The organism is Acinetobacter sp., from assembly GCF_041919735.1.
Lineage (GTDB): Bacteria > Pseudomonadota > Gammaproteobacteria > Pseudomonadales > Moraxellaceae > Acinetobacter.
The window spans coordinates 20,536-40,023 of record NZ_JAYRTF010000014.1; the positions used below are offsets into that span (position 1 = coordinate 20,536).

At 46.9% G+C, this 19,488-nt stretch carries 18 protein-coding genes; 8 read left to right on the plus strand and 10 right to left on the minus strand.

Annotation, left to right across the window (positions count from 1 at the left end):
- Window positions 1-114: 114 nt before the first annotated feature.
- Together ACE3T3_RS09575 and ACE3T3_RS09580 are read right to left on the minus strand one after the other, a co-directional pair.
- A complete protein-coding gene (locus ACE3T3_RS09575; protein WP_374666322.1) occupies window positions 115-1,125 on the minus strand; it encodes an esterase/lipase family protein in 1,011 nt (336 codons plus the stop codon).
- Window positions 1,126-1,522: 397 nt separating this feature from the next.
- Window positions 1,523-2,551, minus strand: coding sequence for a lipase secretion chaperone (locus tag ACE3T3_RS09580; RefSeq protein ID WP_374666324.1), 1,029 nt, complete (start codon window positions 2,549-2,551; stop codon window positions 1,523-1,525).
- A gap of 141 nt (window positions 2,552-2,692) precedes the next feature.
- Between ACE3T3_RS09580 and truB the strand changes: the two genes are divergently transcribed.
- Window positions 2,693-3,598 (plus strand): tRNA pseudouridine(55) synthase TruB, encoded by a 906-nt coding sequence (truB, locus tag ACE3T3_RS09585; RefSeq protein ID WP_374666326.1) that lies wholly within the window; start codon window positions 2,693-2,695, stop codon window positions 3,596-3,598.
- Window positions 3,599-3,661: 63 nt separating this feature from the next.
- The gene (locus ACE3T3_RS09590) at window positions 3,662-4,435 is read left to right on the plus strand and encodes a sulfite exporter TauE/SafE family protein (RefSeq protein WP_374666328.1); all 774 of its coding nucleotides are present in this window, start codon (window positions 3,662-3,664) and stop codon (window positions 4,433-4,435) included.
- A gap of 271 nt (window positions 4,436-4,706) precedes the next feature.
- On the opposite strand, the gene ACE3T3_RS09595 is transcribed toward ACE3T3_RS09590, so the two are convergent.
- Window positions 4,707-5,579 (minus strand): DMT family transporter, encoded by an 873-nt coding sequence (locus tag ACE3T3_RS09595; RefSeq protein WP_374666330.1) that lies wholly within the window; start codon window positions 5,577-5,579, stop codon window positions 4,707-4,709.
- 192 nt (window positions 5,580-5,771) lie between these two features.
- On the opposite strand from ACE3T3_RS09595, the gene ACE3T3_RS09600 reads away from it, so the two are divergent.
- Entirely contained in the window at window positions 5,772-7,547 is a 1,776-nt protein-coding gene (locus ACE3T3_RS09600) for a hypothetical protein (RefSeq protein WP_374666332.1), read from the plus strand.
- A 62-nt stretch (window positions 7,548-7,609) separates the two neighbouring features.
- On the opposite strand, the gene ACE3T3_RS09605 is transcribed toward ACE3T3_RS09600, so the two are convergent.
- On the minus strand, window positions 7,610-8,476 hold the full coding sequence (locus tag ACE3T3_RS09605) for an EamA family transporter (protein ID WP_374666334.1): 867 nt from the start codon (window positions 8,474-8,476) through the stop codon (window positions 7,610-7,612).
- A 124-nt stretch (window positions 8,477-8,600) separates the two neighbouring features.
- The gene (gene serA, locus ACE3T3_RS09610) at window positions 8,601-9,833 is read right to left on the minus strand and encodes a phosphoglycerate dehydrogenase (protein WP_374666336.1); all 1,233 of its coding nucleotides are present in this window, start codon (window positions 9,831-9,833) and stop codon (window positions 8,601-8,603) included.
- Between the two features lie 352 nt (window positions 9,834-10,185).
- Here serA and ACE3T3_RS09615 point away from each other — a divergent pair, with 352 nt between their 5' ends.
- From ACE3T3_RS09615 to ACE3T3_RS09635, 5 genes are all read left to right on the plus strand, one after another.
- A complete protein-coding gene (locus tag ACE3T3_RS09615; RefSeq protein WP_374666338.1) occupies window positions 10,186-11,595 on the plus strand; it encodes an FAD-binding oxidoreductase in 1,410 nt (469 codons plus the stop codon).
- 181 nt (window positions 11,596-11,776) lie between these two features.
- Complete coding sequence (locus ACE3T3_RS09620; RefSeq protein ID WP_374666340.1) at window positions 11,777-12,154, plus strand: hypothetical protein; 378 nt, start codon at window positions 11,777-11,779, stop codon at window positions 12,152-12,154.
- Window positions 12,155-12,247: 93 nt separating this feature from the next.
- Window positions 12,248-13,285, plus strand: a complete 1,038-nt coding sequence (locus tag ACE3T3_RS09625) for a hypothetical protein (protein WP_374666342.1) — start codon at window positions 12,248-12,250, stop codon at window positions 13,283-13,285.
- Window positions 13,286-13,382: 97 nt separating this feature from the next.
- Window positions 13,383-14,276, plus strand: a complete 894-nt coding sequence (locus tag ACE3T3_RS09630) for a pirin family protein (protein WP_374666344.1) — start codon at window positions 13,383-13,385, stop codon at window positions 14,274-14,276.
- A gap of 256 nt (window positions 14,277-14,532) precedes the next feature.
- Window positions 14,533-15,762 (plus strand): MFS transporter, encoded by a 1,230-nt coding sequence (locus ACE3T3_RS09635; protein ID WP_374666346.1) that lies wholly within the window; start codon window positions 14,533-14,535, stop codon window positions 15,760-15,762.
- A gap of 166 nt (window positions 15,763-15,928) precedes the next feature.
- On the opposite strand, the gene ACE3T3_RS09640 is transcribed toward ACE3T3_RS09635, so the two are convergent.
- The 5 genes from ACE3T3_RS09640 to ACE3T3_RS09660 all read right to left on the minus strand — a co-directional run bounded on the left by ACE3T3_RS09640 (window position 15,929) and on the right by ACE3T3_RS09660 (window position 19,401).
- On the minus strand, window positions 15,929-16,240 hold the full coding sequence (locus tag ACE3T3_RS09640) for a DUF3817 domain-containing protein (RefSeq protein WP_374666348.1): 312 nt from the start codon (window positions 16,238-16,240) through the stop codon (window positions 15,929-15,931).
- Window positions 16,241-16,419: 179 nt separating this feature from the next.
- Window positions 16,420-16,650: a hypothetical protein gene (locus tag ACE3T3_RS09645; protein ID WP_374666350.1), complete on the minus strand. Its 231-nt coding sequence runs from the start codon at window positions 16,648-16,650 to the stop codon at window positions 16,420-16,422.
- Window positions 16,651-16,780: 130 nt separating this feature from the next.
- Window positions 16,781-17,341: a superoxide dismutase [Cu-Zn] SodC gene (gene sodC / locus ACE3T3_RS09650; protein ID WP_374666352.1), complete on the minus strand. Its 561-nt coding sequence runs from the start codon at window positions 17,339-17,341 to the stop codon at window positions 16,781-16,783.
- Between the two features lie 141 nt (window positions 17,342-17,482).
- Entirely contained in the window at window positions 17,483-18,643 is a 1,161-nt protein-coding gene (locus ACE3T3_RS09655; RefSeq protein ID WP_374666354.1) for an AI-2E family transporter, read from the minus strand.
- A 113-nt stretch (window positions 18,644-18,756) separates the two neighbouring features.
- Complete coding sequence (locus ACE3T3_RS09660; RefSeq protein WP_374666356.1) at window positions 18,757-19,401, minus strand: ParA family protein; 645 nt, start codon at window positions 19,399-19,401, stop codon at window positions 18,757-18,759.
- Between the last annotated feature and the right edge of the window lie 87 nt (window positions 19,402-19,488).

Genomic DNA, 19,488 nt, shown 5'->3' on the forward strand with positions numbered 1-19,488 from the left:
AATAGATTAGCGTTAAAGTGAGATGTAACGAAATTTATGATTGTAATGGAAGTGTAAAAGCATCCAAATGCAGGTGGAAAATGCCCATCAGCCGGAGCTGATGGGCGGGGCGCATCACAGTCCCTGCAGTTTCAATCGGTTCGCATGCTGGCGGTACAGCGCCACAGGATCCTGCGCGAATACGCCGGTTAGGCCAAACATCATATTGGCCAAGTCGGTATGATTCAGCTTGTAGTCGTCACGGATCACTTGGCCTATGTATGCGCTGCAGCGCGATACCATGCCGTCATTGTCTTTATTGCCATAGGATAATGGGCCCAATTGCATCAGGATGGTGTCGATATCCAGCAAGTTGGTGGTTTGCGCAACGCCTGTCCACGAATAATAGCGCAAGCCGTTGCGGTCGGCAGATTGCAGGTGCTTGCTGCAGTTTTCGGATGCGGCCAGCACGCCGTCAGCCACAGCGGATTGGGCGACAGTTGCATTGAAATCGGCAGAGCCCGTCTGCGTTAAGGATTTCATGGAGGCATCAAAATCGATGCCTAATTCAGGCTTCGCCTGCGCCAATGCAATCAGCGGGCCAATAATATAGTCGCCTAAAATATTGAAGGCGGTTTTGCTGAGTTTATTATTTTGAATATCATCCGCCACTTTTGAGCCGTGGTAGGTGCCTGCGACACCGGTAATGGACGCCAAATATTCAGGTTTCGTGGACGCGACATAAAGCACGGTTGGGCCGCCGTGCGAGTGGCCGATCAAGTTGACTTTGCTTTTGCCGGTAATCGCCATTACCTCTTCAACTTGGGCAATCAATTGCTCACCGCGGTATGCCGTGGTGTTGGCAGGTGAAAGCTGAGCGGCAAATACGCTGGAGCCATTGCGCGCCATATCCGGTAAAATCTGGTACCAGTAGTCCAGATTCAGGCTTTCATTGCCGATACGCGACCAGCCTAACCAGCCATGCACCATTAAAATCGGGTATTGGGTTTTGGCGTAATCGCTTTTAGCCGTTCCGGTGACGGGCAAAATGCTGGGCGCGGTGTAAGCGCTTGCCGATAATCCAATGGCTAAGCCTGCCATGATGCTGAACGCGGCTGTTTTAGCTGCGGTGCTTAAAGTACGCATATGCATTCCTTTTATTTGTTTTGTTTTTTTATTGCTGTTTTTTTGAGATGAAGCAAACGCTTGGATGCATCTGTGAGGGCATGTCAAAAGCGCCCTGATGAAGCTCCGGTTGGTTAGAGGAGAGCTTAAAAAATAAGCAGATGCGCAGCTATTTTTCCATGGATAGGGATTAATTCCATGGCATTTCAGGTCATAAATTGTTCAGAAAAGCCGGATGTTTTCAATACAGCTGTCTTTTAATTTTCATTTTTATCAAAGCTGCAGCAGGCTGGAAAATACCATTTTGCTGTATCTTTTTGATTCAGAATAAAATAAAAAAGCGCCTGAGCGCTTTCTATCATTCAGGTGATGGATTGAATTTTTAGCCGGTTGGGATCAAGGGTGAACCTGATCCGGATTATTCGCTAAAAGGCAATTTTCCGCCTTGATCGTGCACCGTTTCAAAAGTGCTGACCCGCAGCTGATCTTCTTTGCTTTTAAAATACTGGCTGCGCAGCTGGCCGGCGGCTTTTTGCTTGGCATCATCATTCATGCCGCTTTTCATGATGCTGTCCCTTTCGGATAAGTAGCCGCTGACCTTGTTTTTCCAGTCAGAGCGCTGCGCATCCAGTGTTTCTAAGCGCTGGGTGGCTTCAGGCCCGACCAGATGGGTGCGCATCTGATGAATTTCTTCGGCAGATCCGCCGCGCGCTTTAATGTCTGCGGTCAGCTTGCGCAAATCTTCCAGCTTATTGATCTGCTCTAAATTTTCTTTCCAGTCTTCTGGCAGCTCATCGAACAGCGCTTTCAGTTTTTGGGCTTTTTCATTTTCACTGAGCTTTTTGTCGTTCATCACATCGAAGCGTTTCAGGGTATAGACATGATAGGTATTTTCAGTGCCAAACAGCCCTTCAATTTCATAGTCAGAGAAAAACTGCTTGCGCAGATTTTGCGTGCTGTTGAAAATTGAACGGTAATACTGCGGATCATCCTGACTGAGATTGGGCGCCTGTAGGCTGCCCAAGCGCTCCCGGTAATCCATGTAGCGCGCCCATAAATCTAAAATTTGCGACCGCGCAGGCTCTGTATAGCTTTGGCCGATATAGGCGCTAAAATCCTTTTTGATTTGCTCAATGGATTTTTCGCCGTATTGGGTAATAAAATATTCAAAGCAGTTGCGGGTTTTTTCATTCACCACCAAGCGGTTGGCGCCGTCTAGATTCATTTGGCAGTTGATTTCGGTGTCTTGCTGGCTGCGGCTGCTGAATGCTGTTCCGCCTGCGCCCGGCGCTTCTGCCGATGCACCGGCGCTATTTTCGGCTGCCGTCTGCGGCGCTGCATTTTGCACTGCGTAGGCTTGGCCTTGATCCGGCGCCAGCCAGAACATCAATGCGCCAAGGGCTAAAAATAGGATGCCTGCCGCGATCCATAGTTTATTTTTCTGCATATCCTCATGCGCCTTTTTTGGTTTTATTTGTTTTATTCATGATGCAATGGGTCTGAATATGCCATAGCTGCAAGACAAAATCACAGAAAAGTTGTAAAGATTCAGTTACCATTGCGCAGTATTCTTTTGCCTATTTTTGCTATGAAACAATCTGCCCAAAAAATTCAGCGCCGTCCGATCAGCGGTGTTTTTTTATTAAATAAACCTCTCGGCATCAGCTCTAACGGCGCTTTGCAAAAAGTGCGCTGGCTGTTCCGCGCGCAAAAAGCAGGGCATACCGGCGCCTTGGACCCGCTGGCATCCGGCTTGCTGCCGATTTGCCTGGGTGAAGCGACCAAGTTCTCGCATTATTTGCTGGATTCGGTCAAGCGCTATGAAACCACGGTTTTTTTAGGGCACAGCACGACGACTGGAGATACCGAAGGTGAAGCGCTGCTGGAGCAGGCGGTTCCGGCGTTAACTGAAGAAGCAATCCTGCAGGCGCTGCAGCAGTTTACCGGCGATATTCAGCAAGTGCCGCCGATGTATTCGGCTTTGAAAAAAGAAGGCCGCCCGCTATATGAACTGGCGCGCAAAGGCATTGAGATTGAGCGAGAAGCGCGTCCGATTACCATTGAAGCCATTCAGCTGCTGTCCTTTACAGAAAACAGCATCACGCTGGATGTGACCTGCTCAAAAGGCACGTATATTCGGGTTTTAGGTGAAGATATTGCCAAAGCCTTGGGAACGTATGGCCATCTGACCTATTTGCACCGGATTCAAACCGGGCACTTCCAATTGATTCCCAGCTACACCATTGAATATTTGGAAAGCTTGACTGAGGTAGAACGTGAAGCGCTATTGCTGCCGGTCTATGCCCCGATTGATCATTTCCCGAAAGTGCAAGCGCCGGAAGGTCGCGCTGAATTTTTCAGCCGCGGTATGGAAAGCAATATTGAACATGAAGCCGCTGTGGAAGTGCTGGTTTTTGACGGCGAGAAATGTCTGGGCTTAGCGGAAATTACGGAGCGCAAGCGCCTGGTGCCGAAACGTGTTTTAAATCTTTAATGCTGGCCATTGAGAGACTTGCCGCCCTATTCTTAACTCACCCATCCATTTAAGGCCCGAATTGTGGAAATTGAAATTATCTTAAGCCTGCTGTTTTTTGCGTTTTTTGCTGGAGCGATTGATGCTGCAGTGGGCGGCGGCGGGCTGATTCAAATTCCTGCAATTATGAATGCCATGCCGCAGCTGCCGCCGGCGACAGTATTCGGCACCAACAAGCTGTCTTCAATTTTTGGCACGGCTTCTGCTTCCTATTCTTTTTTGCGCAAAGTGAAATTGCGCTGGAAGCTGCTGGCGGTGATCGCCAGCTGCGCCTTTGTCGCGTCTTTTGCCGGCGCCGCCTGCGTGTCGATGGTGCCTAAAGAAGTGCTGCGGCCTTTTGTACTGGTGATGCTGATTGTCATTGCAATTTATACCTTGATGAAAAAGCAGTTCGGGCAGGTGCATATCCGTCAGGAACTGACCCCGAAAATTCTGCTGCTGGCGGCGGCAGGCAGTTTGGCGATTGGCTTTTATGACGGCATTTTTGGGCCGGGCACAGGCAGTTTTTTCATTTTCTTTTTTATCCGCTATTTAAAAGCTGATTTCCTGCATGCGTCAGCATTGTCTAAGATTGCCAATCTCACCACAAATTTAGCCGCATTAAGCTTTTTTGCCCCGACCGGGCATGTGCTGTTTGCTGTGGGCGGCATGATGGCGGTGGCGAATATTTGCGGTTCAATTGTCGGGGTCAGGACAGCACTGAAATACGGCAGCGGCTTTATCCGCATTTTGTTTTTAATTTTGGTCAGTGTGCTGATTGTCCGTTTAGGCTATCAAACCTTTACTGGACAGGCCTGAACCGCATTTAACAGTATGCTGCAGCGCTATCATTGAATAGACGCAGAACGCAGCTTGGTTCATCCGGCAGGAAAAACTTTATTGATTATTTAATAGACGCGCGAGAGGCTGAACTGGTTCAGCCGTTTTAGCGGAATACCAAGAGCATAAGCCTCAGGGCCAAGACAGTTGAGCGGAAGAGCTTAAATCAGTGTTCTTCAGGATTGAATCAATAAAAAAGAGGCTCAAGCCTCTTTTTTATTGTCTATGCCAATACGGTGCAGCTTGAGTCTTAAGTGGCTCCGCTTGAGGCTTTGGATGATTTCAAGGTGACGCCGACAGAAGCGGCCATGACGCAGAGCAGCGCCAGCCATTGCAGCGCGCCAATTTTTTCACCTAAAAGCACAAGCCCTGTCAGCGCGGCCAAGGCTGGAGACAGGCTGGACAGTGTTCCATAACTGAGTTTATTCAGCTGTTTCAGCGCCTTGAGATCCAAAGCGTAGGGAATGGCGGTGGCTAGAATCGCGATGGCGAGAGCTTTGCCCCAATATTGGGTTTCCAACAAGGCAGGCGCATTTCGGTACAGGCCAATCGGCAGCAGGGTCAGCGCCGACAGCGTGATGGCAATGGTCAATGCATGCATGCCGATATTCTGATGCACAACCTTTTGCCCAAAATAAATATAAAAGGCCCAGCACAGTCCAGCCCCTAAAGCGCAGGCAGCGCCAAAGATGGAAAATTCAGCACTGGAAGCCTGTCCCCAAGGCACCATCAAGGCAATGCCGGCAATCGCCAGCAGCACCCAGATATAGTCGCTACGACGCTGAATGGACAGCAGCGCTAAACCCAAAGGCCCAATGAATTCCAGCCCCACCGCAATGCCTTGCGGCAGCTTGCCCAAAGACATATAGAACAAAACATTCATCAAGCAGAGGGCAGCGCTGTAGCACAGCAGGTCGCGCCATTTTAAATACGGCAGGCGCTTGAGCACGTTCCATGAGCGGAACATCAGGCAGACAATAATTGAGGCAAAGCTCAGGCGCAAAATGGTCACGCTTAGCGGATCCAGCACGGTAAACAGCTGTTTGGCGAAAGAGGCACTGATCTGATAAGACACCATGGAAAGCACCATATACAGCACAGCAAGAAATTGGGCATTTGGCATATGAATTCAGCGGAGGCTGGAAGTAGCGTGTAGGCGGATTATAGCAGCAATTGATGAAATAAAGCGTGGAGCAGCTGTGCGGGCCATACGGTTTATTTCATGTGAAAAAGATTAGGAATTTGAATGCAGTATAAATAAAATCAATAATATGCCGCTTTATAACAATATTGAATTATAGATAGAGACAACAGAATGAAATTAAAACAGCAATTCCATGCCGTGTTTGCGGCGTGTATTTTAACTGCGCCGCTGATTGGCTGCGGATCGGGCAGTGATTCGGGGGCGGAACCGGCTCAAAGTGAAGCGACGGTAGAGAAATCCGTTTCTGCATATATCCAATCAGCGCAAGGTACAGCTTTGGCCGATGCTGCAATTACTATTGCGGGGCAAACGTTTAAAACGGACAGTAATGGTTTGGCTGTATTTAAAGTCCGCATTCCATCTTCAGCAAGTTCTGTTCCAGTACGCTTCACGCGTGTGGGATTTATCAATCAGTCCGTTGTGGTCAATGTCAAAGACTTAGCGAATATTACAGCGAATATGCTGGATATTAAGCAAGTTGTGAATGTTGCGAAGATTGAAGATGCGCAAGTTATTGAATCTGCTTACAGCAATGCAAAAATCACTATTCCGGCAAATGCCTTTGTGCTGCCGAATGGCCAGCCTGCTGCAGGCGCAGTCATGGTCGAATTTAGCCCATGGGATATTCAAAGCAGTGATTTAAATGCGATGCCGGCAAATGGGGTTGCAATCACAGCCAATGGCCAAATCACCAATCTAATCAGCGCAGGCATGATCACAGCGACCTTTAAGAATGCGGCAGGTGAGCATTTGCAGCTTGCGAAAGGTAAAACTGCGGATCTCCAAATGGATTTGCCAGTTGATAGTATTAATAATCAGGTTTTAAGCGTTGGAACTAAAATTCCAATGTGGCATTTTGATGAAGCAAAAGGAATGTGGGTGGAAGAGGGGGAGGGGCAAGTGATTGCGTCTTTACGTTCTCCTGTCCTTCTTGCCGTGCACGCGACCGTATCGCATTTTTCGACGTGGAACTGGGATTTTAAATTTGAAAACCCTGGTTCTGTGAATGTGAAGTGTCAATCCGCCAATGTTTTTGTTCCCTGCAACATTACAGCTAAAGTGGTGCTGAAAGATGGATCGGGTTGGACTAAGACCAATTCCATTTCAGCGGAAGGTGTAGATATTATCAATATGCCTTCAGAAGGGCAGATTCAATGGACTGCAAAAGATACATCCGGCACGCTGATCGGCTCAAAAACATCGACGCTACCAAATGATAAAAATGTGGTCATTGATTTAGGCGCACCGACAACCAATAACTTTGTGAAATGCATGACTGCGGATAACAAAGCGGCAGCATGTTCAGGTCAATTTAATGGCGTGCCATTTTCTGTGCCTAAAGAAGGCGGCCGAATTATTTCGGGTTTGAAGAATGCTGCGCATTTAAACTGGGCCGCTGCTGGCGATCAATATGAGCAGGGCAATGCCGTGTATCAAGCTTCAGGAACCGCAACATCAGGCCTAACGGGGAATGTAACGATTAAGCTCAGTACAGTGCAAAAGCTGTTTGATCAGCACAAAATCAATTTGCGCTGTAATTCTTCAGAAGCTGTGCCGGCATATTGCATGGTGTATTTAAGAGGAAATTACACTCTTAAAAATAGCTCAGTTGAGCAGCCGACCTTCTATAAGCAATTCCGCTTGCCTTTAAACCAGACATTCAGCGTCTATCTGCCTATACCGCCACAGGCTGAAACGGAATGGGGCTGGGTGAGCGCAGATGGCGTACTGGAAAAAGGCAATTTGCAGAAGCCGATTTATTGGTCAACTGAAGATATCTATCAGGAAAGTGTGATTCAGTTTGATTTTGACGCGGTGAGCTGGTGTGATGCATCAATGAATGATTCAGCGGCAACCGATATTGTATCGTGCTGGATACCTCAATAAGTATTTAAAACAACCAGTATTTAAAAAAACCGCACAACTGTGCGGTTTTTTTAATCTTATTTTTATTTCTTCGCTTTCTGTGTGGTCACTGTACAGCCAATTGACGCGGCAATAATCACCGCCAAGGCCAGCCACTGTGTCCACAGCAGCTGTTCGCCTAAAAAGACAAAACCGGACAGCGCGGCAATGGCAGGCTCAACGCTCATCAGCGTGCCAAAACTGAGCGCAGATAAATTGCGCAAGGCAATCATCTCCAAAGAAAAAGGCAGTGCGCTGGCCAAGACCGCAAGCGCAATAAAGTAAATCAAATTGGAAGGCTCAAAGACCGAAGCCGGCATGCCAGTCAGCAAAGCGAAGGGCAGGAGGCAAAGCATGCCGACGAACATGCCGAGGCAAACGGTATGATTGCCTGATACGCCAGACGGTTTTTGGCCCGCGACAATATACAGCGCCCAGCAGGCGCCTGCACCTAAGGCAAAAGCAATGCCTAGAGGGTCTAAGCGCTGTGCGGCCTGATCAAATGGAAACAGCAGCACCAAGCCCAAAATGGCTAGGCCGACCCAAATAAAATCAAATTTTTGCCGCGCATAAAAGAGCGCCACACTGAGCGGGCCAATAAATTCAAAGGATACCGCAATGCCCAGCGGCAGCCGGTCAATGGATAAATAAAACAGCGCATTCATGCCGGCTAAGGCCATGCCGTAAGTAATGATGGCTTTCCAGCGGATGTGCTTGAAACTGACCTGCCAGATTCTGAAAATCAGCGCCAAAATGAGTGAACCCAGCAGCAGGCGCAGACTGGAAACGGTCAAAATGGGAAATTGATTGAACAGCACTTTGGCCAGAGAGCCGCTGCTTTGCATGCTGATCATCGCGATCAGCAGCAGAAACAAGGCCTGCACATGCGGCGTATTTTTTAAATTCGTCATGTGCTTAATATACTAAATTTGTGACTAAATTTGACTAAGCGTCTGAGCGGACGGGAGAAAAAAGCAGGATAAAGCAATAAAAAAACCACAGGCCGAAGCCTGTGGCTTTTCAGAAAAACTGAGCTTAGAACAATACGCGAACGCGGATTGTGCCTTCAACTTCGTGAAGTGTATCTAATGCTTCTTTAGATGCAGTCGCATCTACGTCCATGACTAAGTAACCCACATCACCTTTGGTCATTAAGGATTGACCAGAGATGTTGATGCCGTGTTCAGCAAACAAGTTGTTGATTTTTGATAGAACACCCGGCACGTTTTTGTGGATGTGAAGTAAACGGTGTTTGCCTTCAGTCAACGGCAACGCGATTTCTGGGAAGTTCACAGCAGATAAAGTCATGCCTTTATCAGAATAAGCTACGAATTTTTCAGCAACTTCTAGACCGATGTTCGCTTGCGCTTCCATCGTTGAACCACCCACGTGAGGCGTTAGAATCACGTTGTCTAGGCCACGTAGTGGAGAAACGAATTCTTCGCCGTTTGCTTTCGGTTCTTTCGGGAATACGTCAACCGCAGCGCCTGCAATGTGACCCGATTTGATCGCATCTGCAAGATCTTCAATCAGTACACATGTACCACGTGCAGCATTGATGAAGATTGAACCTTCTTTCATTTGAGCAAATTGCTCTTTACCGAAGAAGTTACGTGTAGATGGAACGTCAGGAACATGCAGAGAAACTACATCTGCATTGGCAAGAAGTTCACCCATAGAACCGACTTGACGCGCATTACCCATTGGAAGTTTAGTGACTGCATCGTAGTAAATAACGTGCATACCTAAGCTTTCAGCAAGTACAGAAAGTTGCGAGCCAATCGAACCGTAACCAACAATACCTAAAGTTTTACCACGAGTTTCAAATGAACCGACTGCAGATTTGTTCCAGCCACCGCGGTGAGTTGAAGCAGATTTTGCAGGTACACCACGAAGCAATAAAATCGCTTCAGCAAGTACAAGTTCAGCGACTGAACGTGTATTTGAGTATGGTGCGTTAAATACAGGAATACCGCGGATCATGGCAGCATTTAAGTTCACTTGGTTGGTACCGATACAGAAACAACCCACAGCGATGAGTTTGTTCGCCGCTTCAAAAACTTCTTCAGTTAATTGAGTACGCGAACGAATACCAACGAAGTGTGCATCTTTAATCGCTTCTTTCAACGCTTCACCCTCAAGCGCAGTTTTACGATAATCGATGTTGGTGTATCCAGCAGCATTTAAAGTGTCGATTGCGTTTTGGTGAACGCCTTCTAACAACAAGAAACGAATTTTATCTTTAGGCAGTGAAAGATGTTGGCTCATTACGGCTCCGCTACAAAGGCCAAATTTAGTGGCGATATAATAGCATAGGACTGCAGCCGATATACATTTCCTTTATGGCTGCTGTGTGAGGTATTTTGACAAAATATGTGTCAGAACTTGTCGCGGATAGTCTAATTAAGCCTGTAATTTCAAAGGTGACATTGGAAAAACCGCTTTTTCTGCGGGTTTTGCCTAAAAATACTTTATAATATGTGCACGTGAAAAATAGATGCAGTTCCTGGATCTTTTTCAATCACGCCTGCCTAGTCAAAAATCAGTGTCACTCTGCACACAACTGAATGATTAATAGGCTATTTACCACCTGTTTTACTTCTTGCAAGGTCTGAAAACGATGAATGCTCCAGTCGCTTTAACCCCAGAGTTATTAACCCAATTGACCGCGATCGTTGGTGAAAACCGCATTAAAACTGATGCGGACAGCCTCGAAAATTGGGGACGTGACCATACCAAGCACTTCGATCCGAACCCGTCGGTCATCGTTTTCCCATCTTCAACAGAGCAAGTGCAAGCCATTGTAAAGCTGGCGAACCAATTTAATGTTGCCATCACGCCTTCTGGCGGCCGTACCGGCTTATCTGCCGGCGCTGTAGCGTCAAACGGTGAAATTGTGGTCAGCATGGACAAGATGAACCAAATTTTAGAGTTCTTCCCGGCAGACCGCATGGTGCGCGTGCAAGCGGGCGTGGTGACTGAACAGCTGCAAAATTATGCTGAAGAGCAGGGCATGTATTATCCGGTTGATTTTGCCTCTTCAGGCTCATCACAAATTGGCGGCAACATCGGCACCAATGCCGGCGGCATTAAAGTGATTAAATACGGCATGACCCGCAACTGGGTGCTGGGCCTGACTGTTGTAACCGGTAAAGGTGACATCCTGCGCTTGAATAAAGGCATGATTAAAAACGCGACTGGCTATGCGCTGCAGCACTTGTTTATTGGCGGTGAAGGCACTTTAGGTCTTGTGACTGAAGCTGAAATTAAGCTGGAGCGCCAGCCGCATGACCTGCAGGTCTTGGTTCTTGGCGTGCCTGATTTTGATGCGATCATGCCAGTATTGCATGCGTTCCAAAAGAAAATTGACCTAACTGCATTTGAGTTCTTTGGTGAACTTGCGATGCAAAAAGTCTTGGACAATGGCCATGTGCAGCGTCCATTTGAAACACCATGTCCATTCTATGTCTTGCTTGAGTTTGAAGCGCCGTTTGAACCGATTATGGATGCGGCGATGGAAATCTTTGAACACTGCATGGAACAAGGCTGGGTGCTGGATGGCGTGATGAGCCAAAGCCTAGACCAAGTACATAGCTTATGGCGTTTACGTGAAGACATTTCAGAGTCGATTGCACCATTTACCCCGTACAAAAATGACATTTCAGTGCTGATTACGCATGTACCTGCATTTATTAAAGAAATCGATGCAATCGTGGCAGAGAATTATCCAGATTTTGAAATCTGCTGGTTCGGCCACATTGGCGACGGCAACCTGCATTTAAATATTTTGAAACCTGCGGATTTAAGCAAAGATGAATTCTTTGCCAAATGCCAAGTGGTGAATAAATATGTATTTGAAACCGTTAAAAAATATGACGGTTCAATTTCTGCAGAGCATGGCGTGGGCATGACCAAAAAACCATATTTGGATTACACCCGTTCTGCGGAAGAGATTGAATACATGAAAGCTTTGAAAAAAGTGTTCGATCCAAATGCGATTATGAACCCTGGCAAGTTATTTGATCTTTAATGTTCAGCATCTGCTGTTAAAGCATTAAAGCTAAAAAAGCGCATTCAATGATGCGCTTTTTTCATGCCTGCATGATGGGAAAAGCTGAGCGCAAAGTACATCAGCTTACATTTGCTAAATAGTGTAAAACACCGAAAAACGGCATGATGTGCGGAGCAATTTTGAATTTGGGGTAAGTATTATGTTGCGAGTATGGGCAGCAGCGGTGATTTGCGCAGGTGTTTTATCTGGCTGTGCAACTACACAGAAAATGGTGCAAAAGCATAAGACTGGAACAGCAAATACACCATTAGCGCAGGTGTTAAAGGAACGTCCTGATTTGCGCAAGGAATTGGCAACGGTAGAAATCCGTCAGTATTTCAACAGTATAGAGTCTCCTACAGCTGCGGAAGTAAAAGTAACAGAAACCGGCTTGATGGATGATTCAGTTCGTTCAATCCGTACGGTTTACCGTTTTAAACGTATGGATGGGGACTGGGAGCGCACCAGCACGCAAAAGGAATATCAGTGCCAGCGCGGTAAAAATACCAAGACTTTCCAGACAGCGAAGTGTCCTTAATCAATCTTTGATTTATGGTTGAAATTTAGGCAGTTATGCCTCATAAAAGCGTATCGGTTGATGCGCTTTTTTGCGTTTGGGGAAATTATAAAAATGAGTCAAAATGTCGATGATGAACTAAGTATTTATTTAGATCGTATAAGTGAAGAATTACACAATTTGCCAGATAATGTACTTTCTTCCCCAATGTGGAAAGAACTTTATTATTTAATTACAGGTGAATATATAATCGATGGTGAAATATATGTGCTGAACAGAAGATTATTTCATGAGTTTTTGGATATTTTAAAAAGCTATAATCACTCGGGTCATGAAATTGAAATATTAGAATCTTTGCAAGATATTGCATCAAATATTTTAAAATTATTAAGAATTTATAATTCTGATTTGGATAGTATCGTTACGAAAAAAAATAAGGAAAATAAAGTATTAGAAAATAGGATCAGTAGTTTAAAAGAAGATTTATCAATACTTGAAAATCAACAGAAAAAAATTGCTAAACAAAATGAATTAGTTGTTGCTAGTCAAAATGAAGCAAACAGAATTATTACTGAATTAAAAGACAAAAATGATGCATATAGCCAACTTATTGATGAAGATAGCAATGCTCGAGTATTGAAGCTTTATAATGAAATTTATGATCGTGAAATATCTATTGCAGATCAATACCGCAACTGGGCATTGGGAATATTTGCAGTGATTGGTTTGCTTCTTGTATTTGGTTTCATGAATATCTCTATCCAAAATTGGAATCATTTAAGGGATAGTAGTTATATTCATATTCCATTAGGTTTCGAAAGTTTAATTAAAGCTTTGATGTTATTCAGTTTAACTACACCTGCTTGGTACTTAACACGTGAATCATCAAAACATCGAAAAGTAGCCTATAAAGCGCAAATGCTAGGCACTGAACTTGCATCTTTTCCACTTTATGTACGTGAATTTAAAGATGAAGATCGTTTAGAACTTCGTAAACAATTAGCAGACCGCTTCTTTGGGCAAGAGCTTTTGAATGATGCAAAAAGTGTATCTAATACAGATAATTCACTAGAACAAATTAAATTGTTAACTGAAGCAAATAAAGTATTAGCAGAAGCTTTGAAAGCTAAAAAATCAATTGAGCCAAATTAGAAGCATCCTAAAACTGCAACACTGTAATCTGCTGCTGTGCTCGAAGCAGCAGCAGTGTTCAGCTAAGCTAAATCATCCAAAAATAAAGCCGAAAAAAATGAAAACCCTCGCTTTTATCCACGTCAATGACTCAGGCGTGTCTGTTGGTGATTTTGCTCCTGTCACTTCAGTCTTTTCCCATTATGAATTGGGCAATACCGTGTCACCTTTTTTATTGCTCGATCATTTAGGGCCTGGCATGCTCAAGCCAAGCAAACTGAAAAAAGGCGTGCTCGAACACCCACACCGCGGTTTTGAAACCGTGACCATGGTCTTTAAAGGAGAATTGGAACATCGTGACAGTACGGGCGGCGGCGGGGTGATTAGCGAGGGCGATGTGCAGTGGATGACAGCAGCATCGGGTATTCAACATGAGGAAGTTTTTAGCGCGGCATTTGCTGAAAAAGGCGGACCGTTTGAAATGCTGCAATTATGGGTGAATTTGCCAGCCAAAGATAAAATGAACCCAGCACGCTATCAAAGCCTGCCTAAAGCCAGCATTCCTATGGTGAATTTAGCGCAGGAGGCAGGTTATGTCCGCGTCATTGCGGGTGAATATGCACAAGTAAAAGGCGCTGCAGAAATCCATACGCCGATGAATGTCTTTGATGCCTGCCTTAAAGCAGGGCAGCGCATTATCTTGTCTGCCGCTGATGGGGATACTGCATTATTGTATTTACGTTCAGGCCGCGTGCAATTTACCGTAGCGGATGAACGCTTGACGTCACAGCATATGGCAGTGATGTCGAGCCGAGGTGAAAATGTCGAATTTACCGCAGTGGAAGACAGCCATTTGTTATATTTATCGGCACAGCCGTTAAATGAGCCGATGTATGGCCGCGGCTATTTTGTCATGAACAGCTATGCAGAAATATTGCAGGCCTATGAAGACCTGAAAAATGGCGCATTTATACAGGCCATGCCTTCAAGTGATGATCTGCCATCAAGATGATCAAAACCCAGCATACAATTTAAACAAAGGCTGTTAAAATATTTGAACTTAGATCTCAAGCCGTCAGCTTTCAGTTTTTCTGATTTACGCCATATTTAATTTCTTTTTATAAGCGCCTTGTGAATGCGGCGCAGCACAGCAGATTTCCCGCAATTTTTAAATTTTAATGAATTACAGTGCTTGTCATTGGGCTGACCTGTCTCTCCCTCAAATAGATGTGGCCCAATGGAGATTGCGCTCATAGATGTAGATCACAATGCAAAACGCACATACTGCAAAGTTAAGCCGCGCCACGTTAATGTTTCCATTGGCGCTGGTTTTATTTGAATTTTCAGTCTATATCGGCAACGATTTAGTCCAGCCGGCCATGCTTGCGATTACCAAAGATTTTGGCGTCAGCAGCGCTTGGGCGCCGTCTTCAATGTCCTATTATTTATTGGGCGGCGCCTGCGTGGCGGCGATATTAGGTCCGCTGTCAGACCGATTAGGCCGCAAAAAAGTCCTGCTGGCCGGCGTGGTATTTTTTACCCTATGCTGCCTCGCTATTTTATTCACACATCATATTGAAAGCTTTTTAGCGCTGCGCTTTATGCAGGGCTTTGGCCTGTCGGTCATTTCTGCAGTGGGCTATGCGGCCATTCAGGAAACCTTTGAAGAACGCGATGCGATTAAAGTCATGGCGCTGATGGCAAATATTTCTTTATTGGCGCCGCTGCTCGGCCCCGTACTGGGCGCTTTCTTAATTGATCATGTCTCGTGGCATTGGGGCTTTATCGGCATCGCCTTTCTGTCTTTTCTCAGCTGGTTCGGGCTGCAGGCCAAAATGCCGCATCAGCAGCGCAGCATGCCTAAACAGCCGATCGGCTATATCTGGGATGATTTTAAGCAGGTTTTTAAAAATCAGCGCTTTTTAGGGCTGACGCTGGGCCTGCCGATGGTTGCCATGCCGCTGATGCTGTGGATTGCGCTGTCGCCAGTCTTGCTGATTGAAGAACTGGGGCTGAGCAGCATGCAATATGGCATGGCGCAGTTTCCAGTGCTGGGCGGCCTGATTCTCGGCAATATCGTGCTGATTAAAATCATTGATCAATGGCCTTTGGGCAAAACAGTGCTGATCGGCTTGCCGTTAATGCTGGCTGGTACATCGCTGGTGGTGCTGGGCACGCTGTTTCAAAGCTATTACTTGCTGTGCTTGATTGCCGGCATGACTTTGGTCAGTTTCGGTGAAGGCATCAGTTTTTCGGTGCTGTACCGTTTTGCGCTGATGTCTTCTGACGTATCGAAAGGCACGGTCGCGGCATCGGTATCGGTGCTGATGATGTTCTGCTTTTTCGGCGTGATTGAACTGGTGCGCATTCTATATGAAAGTTTCCATCTTTGGGCTTTTGCGCTGTCAGGCCTGGCATTGATTGCGCTGTGGTTCAGTTTTCCGCGCAGCATCCTGCTGCGGATTTTAGCTGAGCGCAAAGCGGCAGGAGAGTTTTAGATTATTTCCGTGATGATTTAAGCGGCAGGTTCATTCAGATGCATGCCGCTGTGCCGATCAAAAAATCCCGCATGCACAGCGGGATTTTTTATGGCTTGGCTTTTAATATAAAGATCTTCAAGGCGAGCCGTCAGCATCTGGCTTTTAAGGCACAGATTTTACAGCTTTAGCCTTCAGTTTGCGGCTCGGCTGCGGGCTGTTGAAATTTCTTTAATTTCGCATCAAAGACAAAAGGCCCGAACGGCAGGATCGATGCAATTAAGCCAAGCAGAAAGACGCTTAAAGACCATTTTTGCTTTTCGCAAACAACGAATAGCACGGCTAAAAAGGCAATAAATAAAACCCCGTGGCCCATGCCGATATATTTCACCAAGACTGGGTTGCCCAGCATATATTTCATTGGCATGGCGATGCCGAGCAAAAGCAGGAAAGAGATGCCTTCAAGTGCGCCAACAATGCGTAAAGTCTGAATATTCATGGTCACTTTTTCAATGAGAATGACACCTGAGTGTAATCAATTTATCCGCTTTAAGAAACTTTAATTTTCACTTTATTGTGAGTGTTTTTTGATAAAAATCAAAGATTAAAACCAAGTTTGCAGCTTGGTTTTAATGCCCGCGCTTATTTGAATGCTGGCAGCTGATTCAGCTTGAATGGCTATTGAATGTCTGGCTCCAGCAAGGCCGTGCGCAGCGCCTGCTGATGCTGCAGGACATTCAGCAAGGTCTCTTTGCACCACAGCATCAAGTCCAGCACCTGCGTATCCAGCATTCCGGCTATGAATTTGCGGCCATCACCGAATGCCCAGCCGCCGCTATGGACCAGAATGTTGGCATGCAGCCACGGACATGCGGTCTGCGGCTGCATGCGCTCTTTCACAAATTGCATTTAAGTGGATGATTGCTTTTAAGGGGGGCTGTGAATAACAGTCAAGTTATCCACAGCTGAGCGGCTTATCCACATAACTGGCACCGTGTGATGGAACCGAAGCATGGCATTCAATGATCAAAGCACAGGGTTATTCAATGACGCCGCAGGCAATGCGGTCACCGCCGCCGCCTAAAGGTTTCGGCGAGTCAGAATAGTTGTCGCCGCCGGCATGCACCATAATGGCGAGGCCTTGTACATCAGCGGCTTTCACGCGCGGCGCGATCAGGGTGACTTTGGCTGTGCCGTCTGCCGCGGCATTCAGCAAGGGTAAATCACCAAGATGGCCGGTCAATGGCGTACCGTGGTGTTCAGCATGATTGGGGTTATAGTGGCTGCCTGCAGCAAGCGCTGCGCCCATTTTCCCGTCTTTTTCGGCAGGGCTGCATGAGCCTTTTTCATGAATATGGAAACCGTGCGGGCCGGGCGGCAATTGGCGGAGGTCAGTGCGAATCATCAGGCCGGCAGGGCTGTCACGCAAGGCGACTGTGCCGATTGGCGCGCCAATGCCTTGCGCATTCACCGCATTGAGTGTGACGATTTGTTCTGTACTGTTTGATGGCAGCGTGGCTGTGGTCGAGCAGCCGGCCGCCATGAGCGCAGCCAATGCGCAGGCTGCGCTGAGCTTGAGTTTCAGCAAAGGGGTGGTCATGTTGAATGCATCCTATCTGTTTTTATCTCAACCAGTGAAGCAGGTTGGAAATAGGATTGCCATGCCATTTACGTCAAGGCTTTGTAACCTGCGCTGCGGCGGCGTATTCAGCGCCGCTGCGCGGCATCAGCAGGCTCAGGCTTATTTCTTGGGCGCAGTTGAATCATCCTGAGATGCGTTCAGATTCTGATCGGTGTCCTGATCCAAATCATGCACCATGCTGGCTTTAGGCATCATTACCGGTTCGATATTGGTTTCGTGCAGCCATTCGCGCCAAATCGCCAGCAGCACCGCTAAAATGACCGGGCCGACAAATAAGCCGACCATGCCAAAGCTTGCCAGCCCGCCCAATACGCCAAACATGATCAGCAGGAAGGGAATTTGCGTTGCGCCGGAAATCACCAGCGGGCGGATCACATTGTCGGCGGTGCTGACAATGCAGACTCCCCATGCCATGACGCCAATGGCTTCAAGGGTTTGCCCTTGAGAGAACAGCCACAGCGAGACGGAGGTATAGGCGACCGGCGGGCCAAATGGAATCAGCGCGAAGATAAAGGTCACAATGGTCAGCAGCATCGGGTTCGGCACGCCCGCCACAAAATAGCTGAGGCCCGCGAGGACAGCCTGCGCCACAGCAGTCAGGCCGACGCCATAAACCACGGCGCGGGTGGTGTCGGAAATGGTCGCCAAATAGTGATGTATGCGCGGGCCGATGACCTTTTCCAAGGCTCTGCTGACTTGGCTTAAAATGGTTTGGCCGTCACGGTAAAAGAAGAACAGCGACATCACTGCAAAACACAGTTTGAAGATGTTTTTGCTGACTTCATTCAGCAAAATTTTACCGTAATTGAGATGGCCCTGAATCCACAGCTGGAAGGACTGAATAATGCTGTTCGGGTCATTGTTCAGTTCACGCAGCGTCCGTGACACTTCCTTGCCGATAAACGGCAGCTGGCGGATAAAGTCAGGCACATTGACGTGTCCTGAAAATACCTGCTTTTGCAGTTCATAATATAAATTGCGGCCTTCGTGCTGCAGCAGGAAAATCGAAAAAATTACCGGCAGGCCGACAACCAGCATCACCAGAAGGATCATCAAGGTCGCGCTGAGCGTCGGGCGGTGCTTGCATAGACGCAAAACCCGCTGATACAGCGGCCAGGTCATATAGGCAATAATCGCAGCCCATACGACCGGGACAATAAAATATTTCAGGACACTGAAGCTGAGGAAAATCAGGACAAAAAACAGTCCGAACAATAAGATTTTCTGCAAGGTGGGCGCGTACTGTTGCACTGAATTCATGATCACTGACGAGGGCGGTAAGCCATATTAACTGAAAAAAAAGCGCTCGAACATGAGTGCTTGGTAAGTATTGGATGAATTATTCAGTTCAAGGGCGGTGGTTTTAATCTGCATTAAAACCAATTGCTTGGATCGTCAATAATAGCATTTAAAAGCGGCTGCCACTGCGTCTGCATGCTTAAATAATTTTTTTGCGTTTTATCAAAGATGCTTAAGCCCTGCATGGCCAGCTGGCCATAGGCGGTGCGCTCAGAAATCCAGACCGCAGGCTGCTGTTCAATTTTATTGAAAAATTCCTGAATGTCTTTAGCGCTGGCGGAGTTTGGCTTGACGCGGTTCGCCATCAGCAAAATCTGAACTTTGCCTTTGCGGATGCGTTTAATATCCTGCAAATGCTTCAAAAAGCGCTTGGTGGAGTCAATATCAAAAAAAGACGGCTGCAGCGGAGTGATGATGGCATGCGCTTCGCTGATCAGCTGCTCGGCATGCTCGCCAGACAAGGCGCCTGGCGCATCAATAATAAGGTATTCGGTATTTTTAGGGGCATCGCCAATCGATTTTTCATGGCGCCAGTCCAGGCTTTGAATCGGCGCTGCTGTTTGCGGACGCTGCTTGAGCCATTGCAGCGCGGATTTTTGGTTGTCGGCATCCGCCAAAGCCACTTTATAGCCTTTTTGCGCCAGCGCCGACGCCAGATTGATGGCTGTAACTGTTTTTCCGCATCCGCCTTTTTGATTGGCAACTAAAATTGTTTTCATGACCCTAAATGATTTTATTCTGCTCAGCGCTAGCATATCATTCTTTTCTGCGCTGGACAGGGCGGATGACCAAAGTCGCAGTGCAAT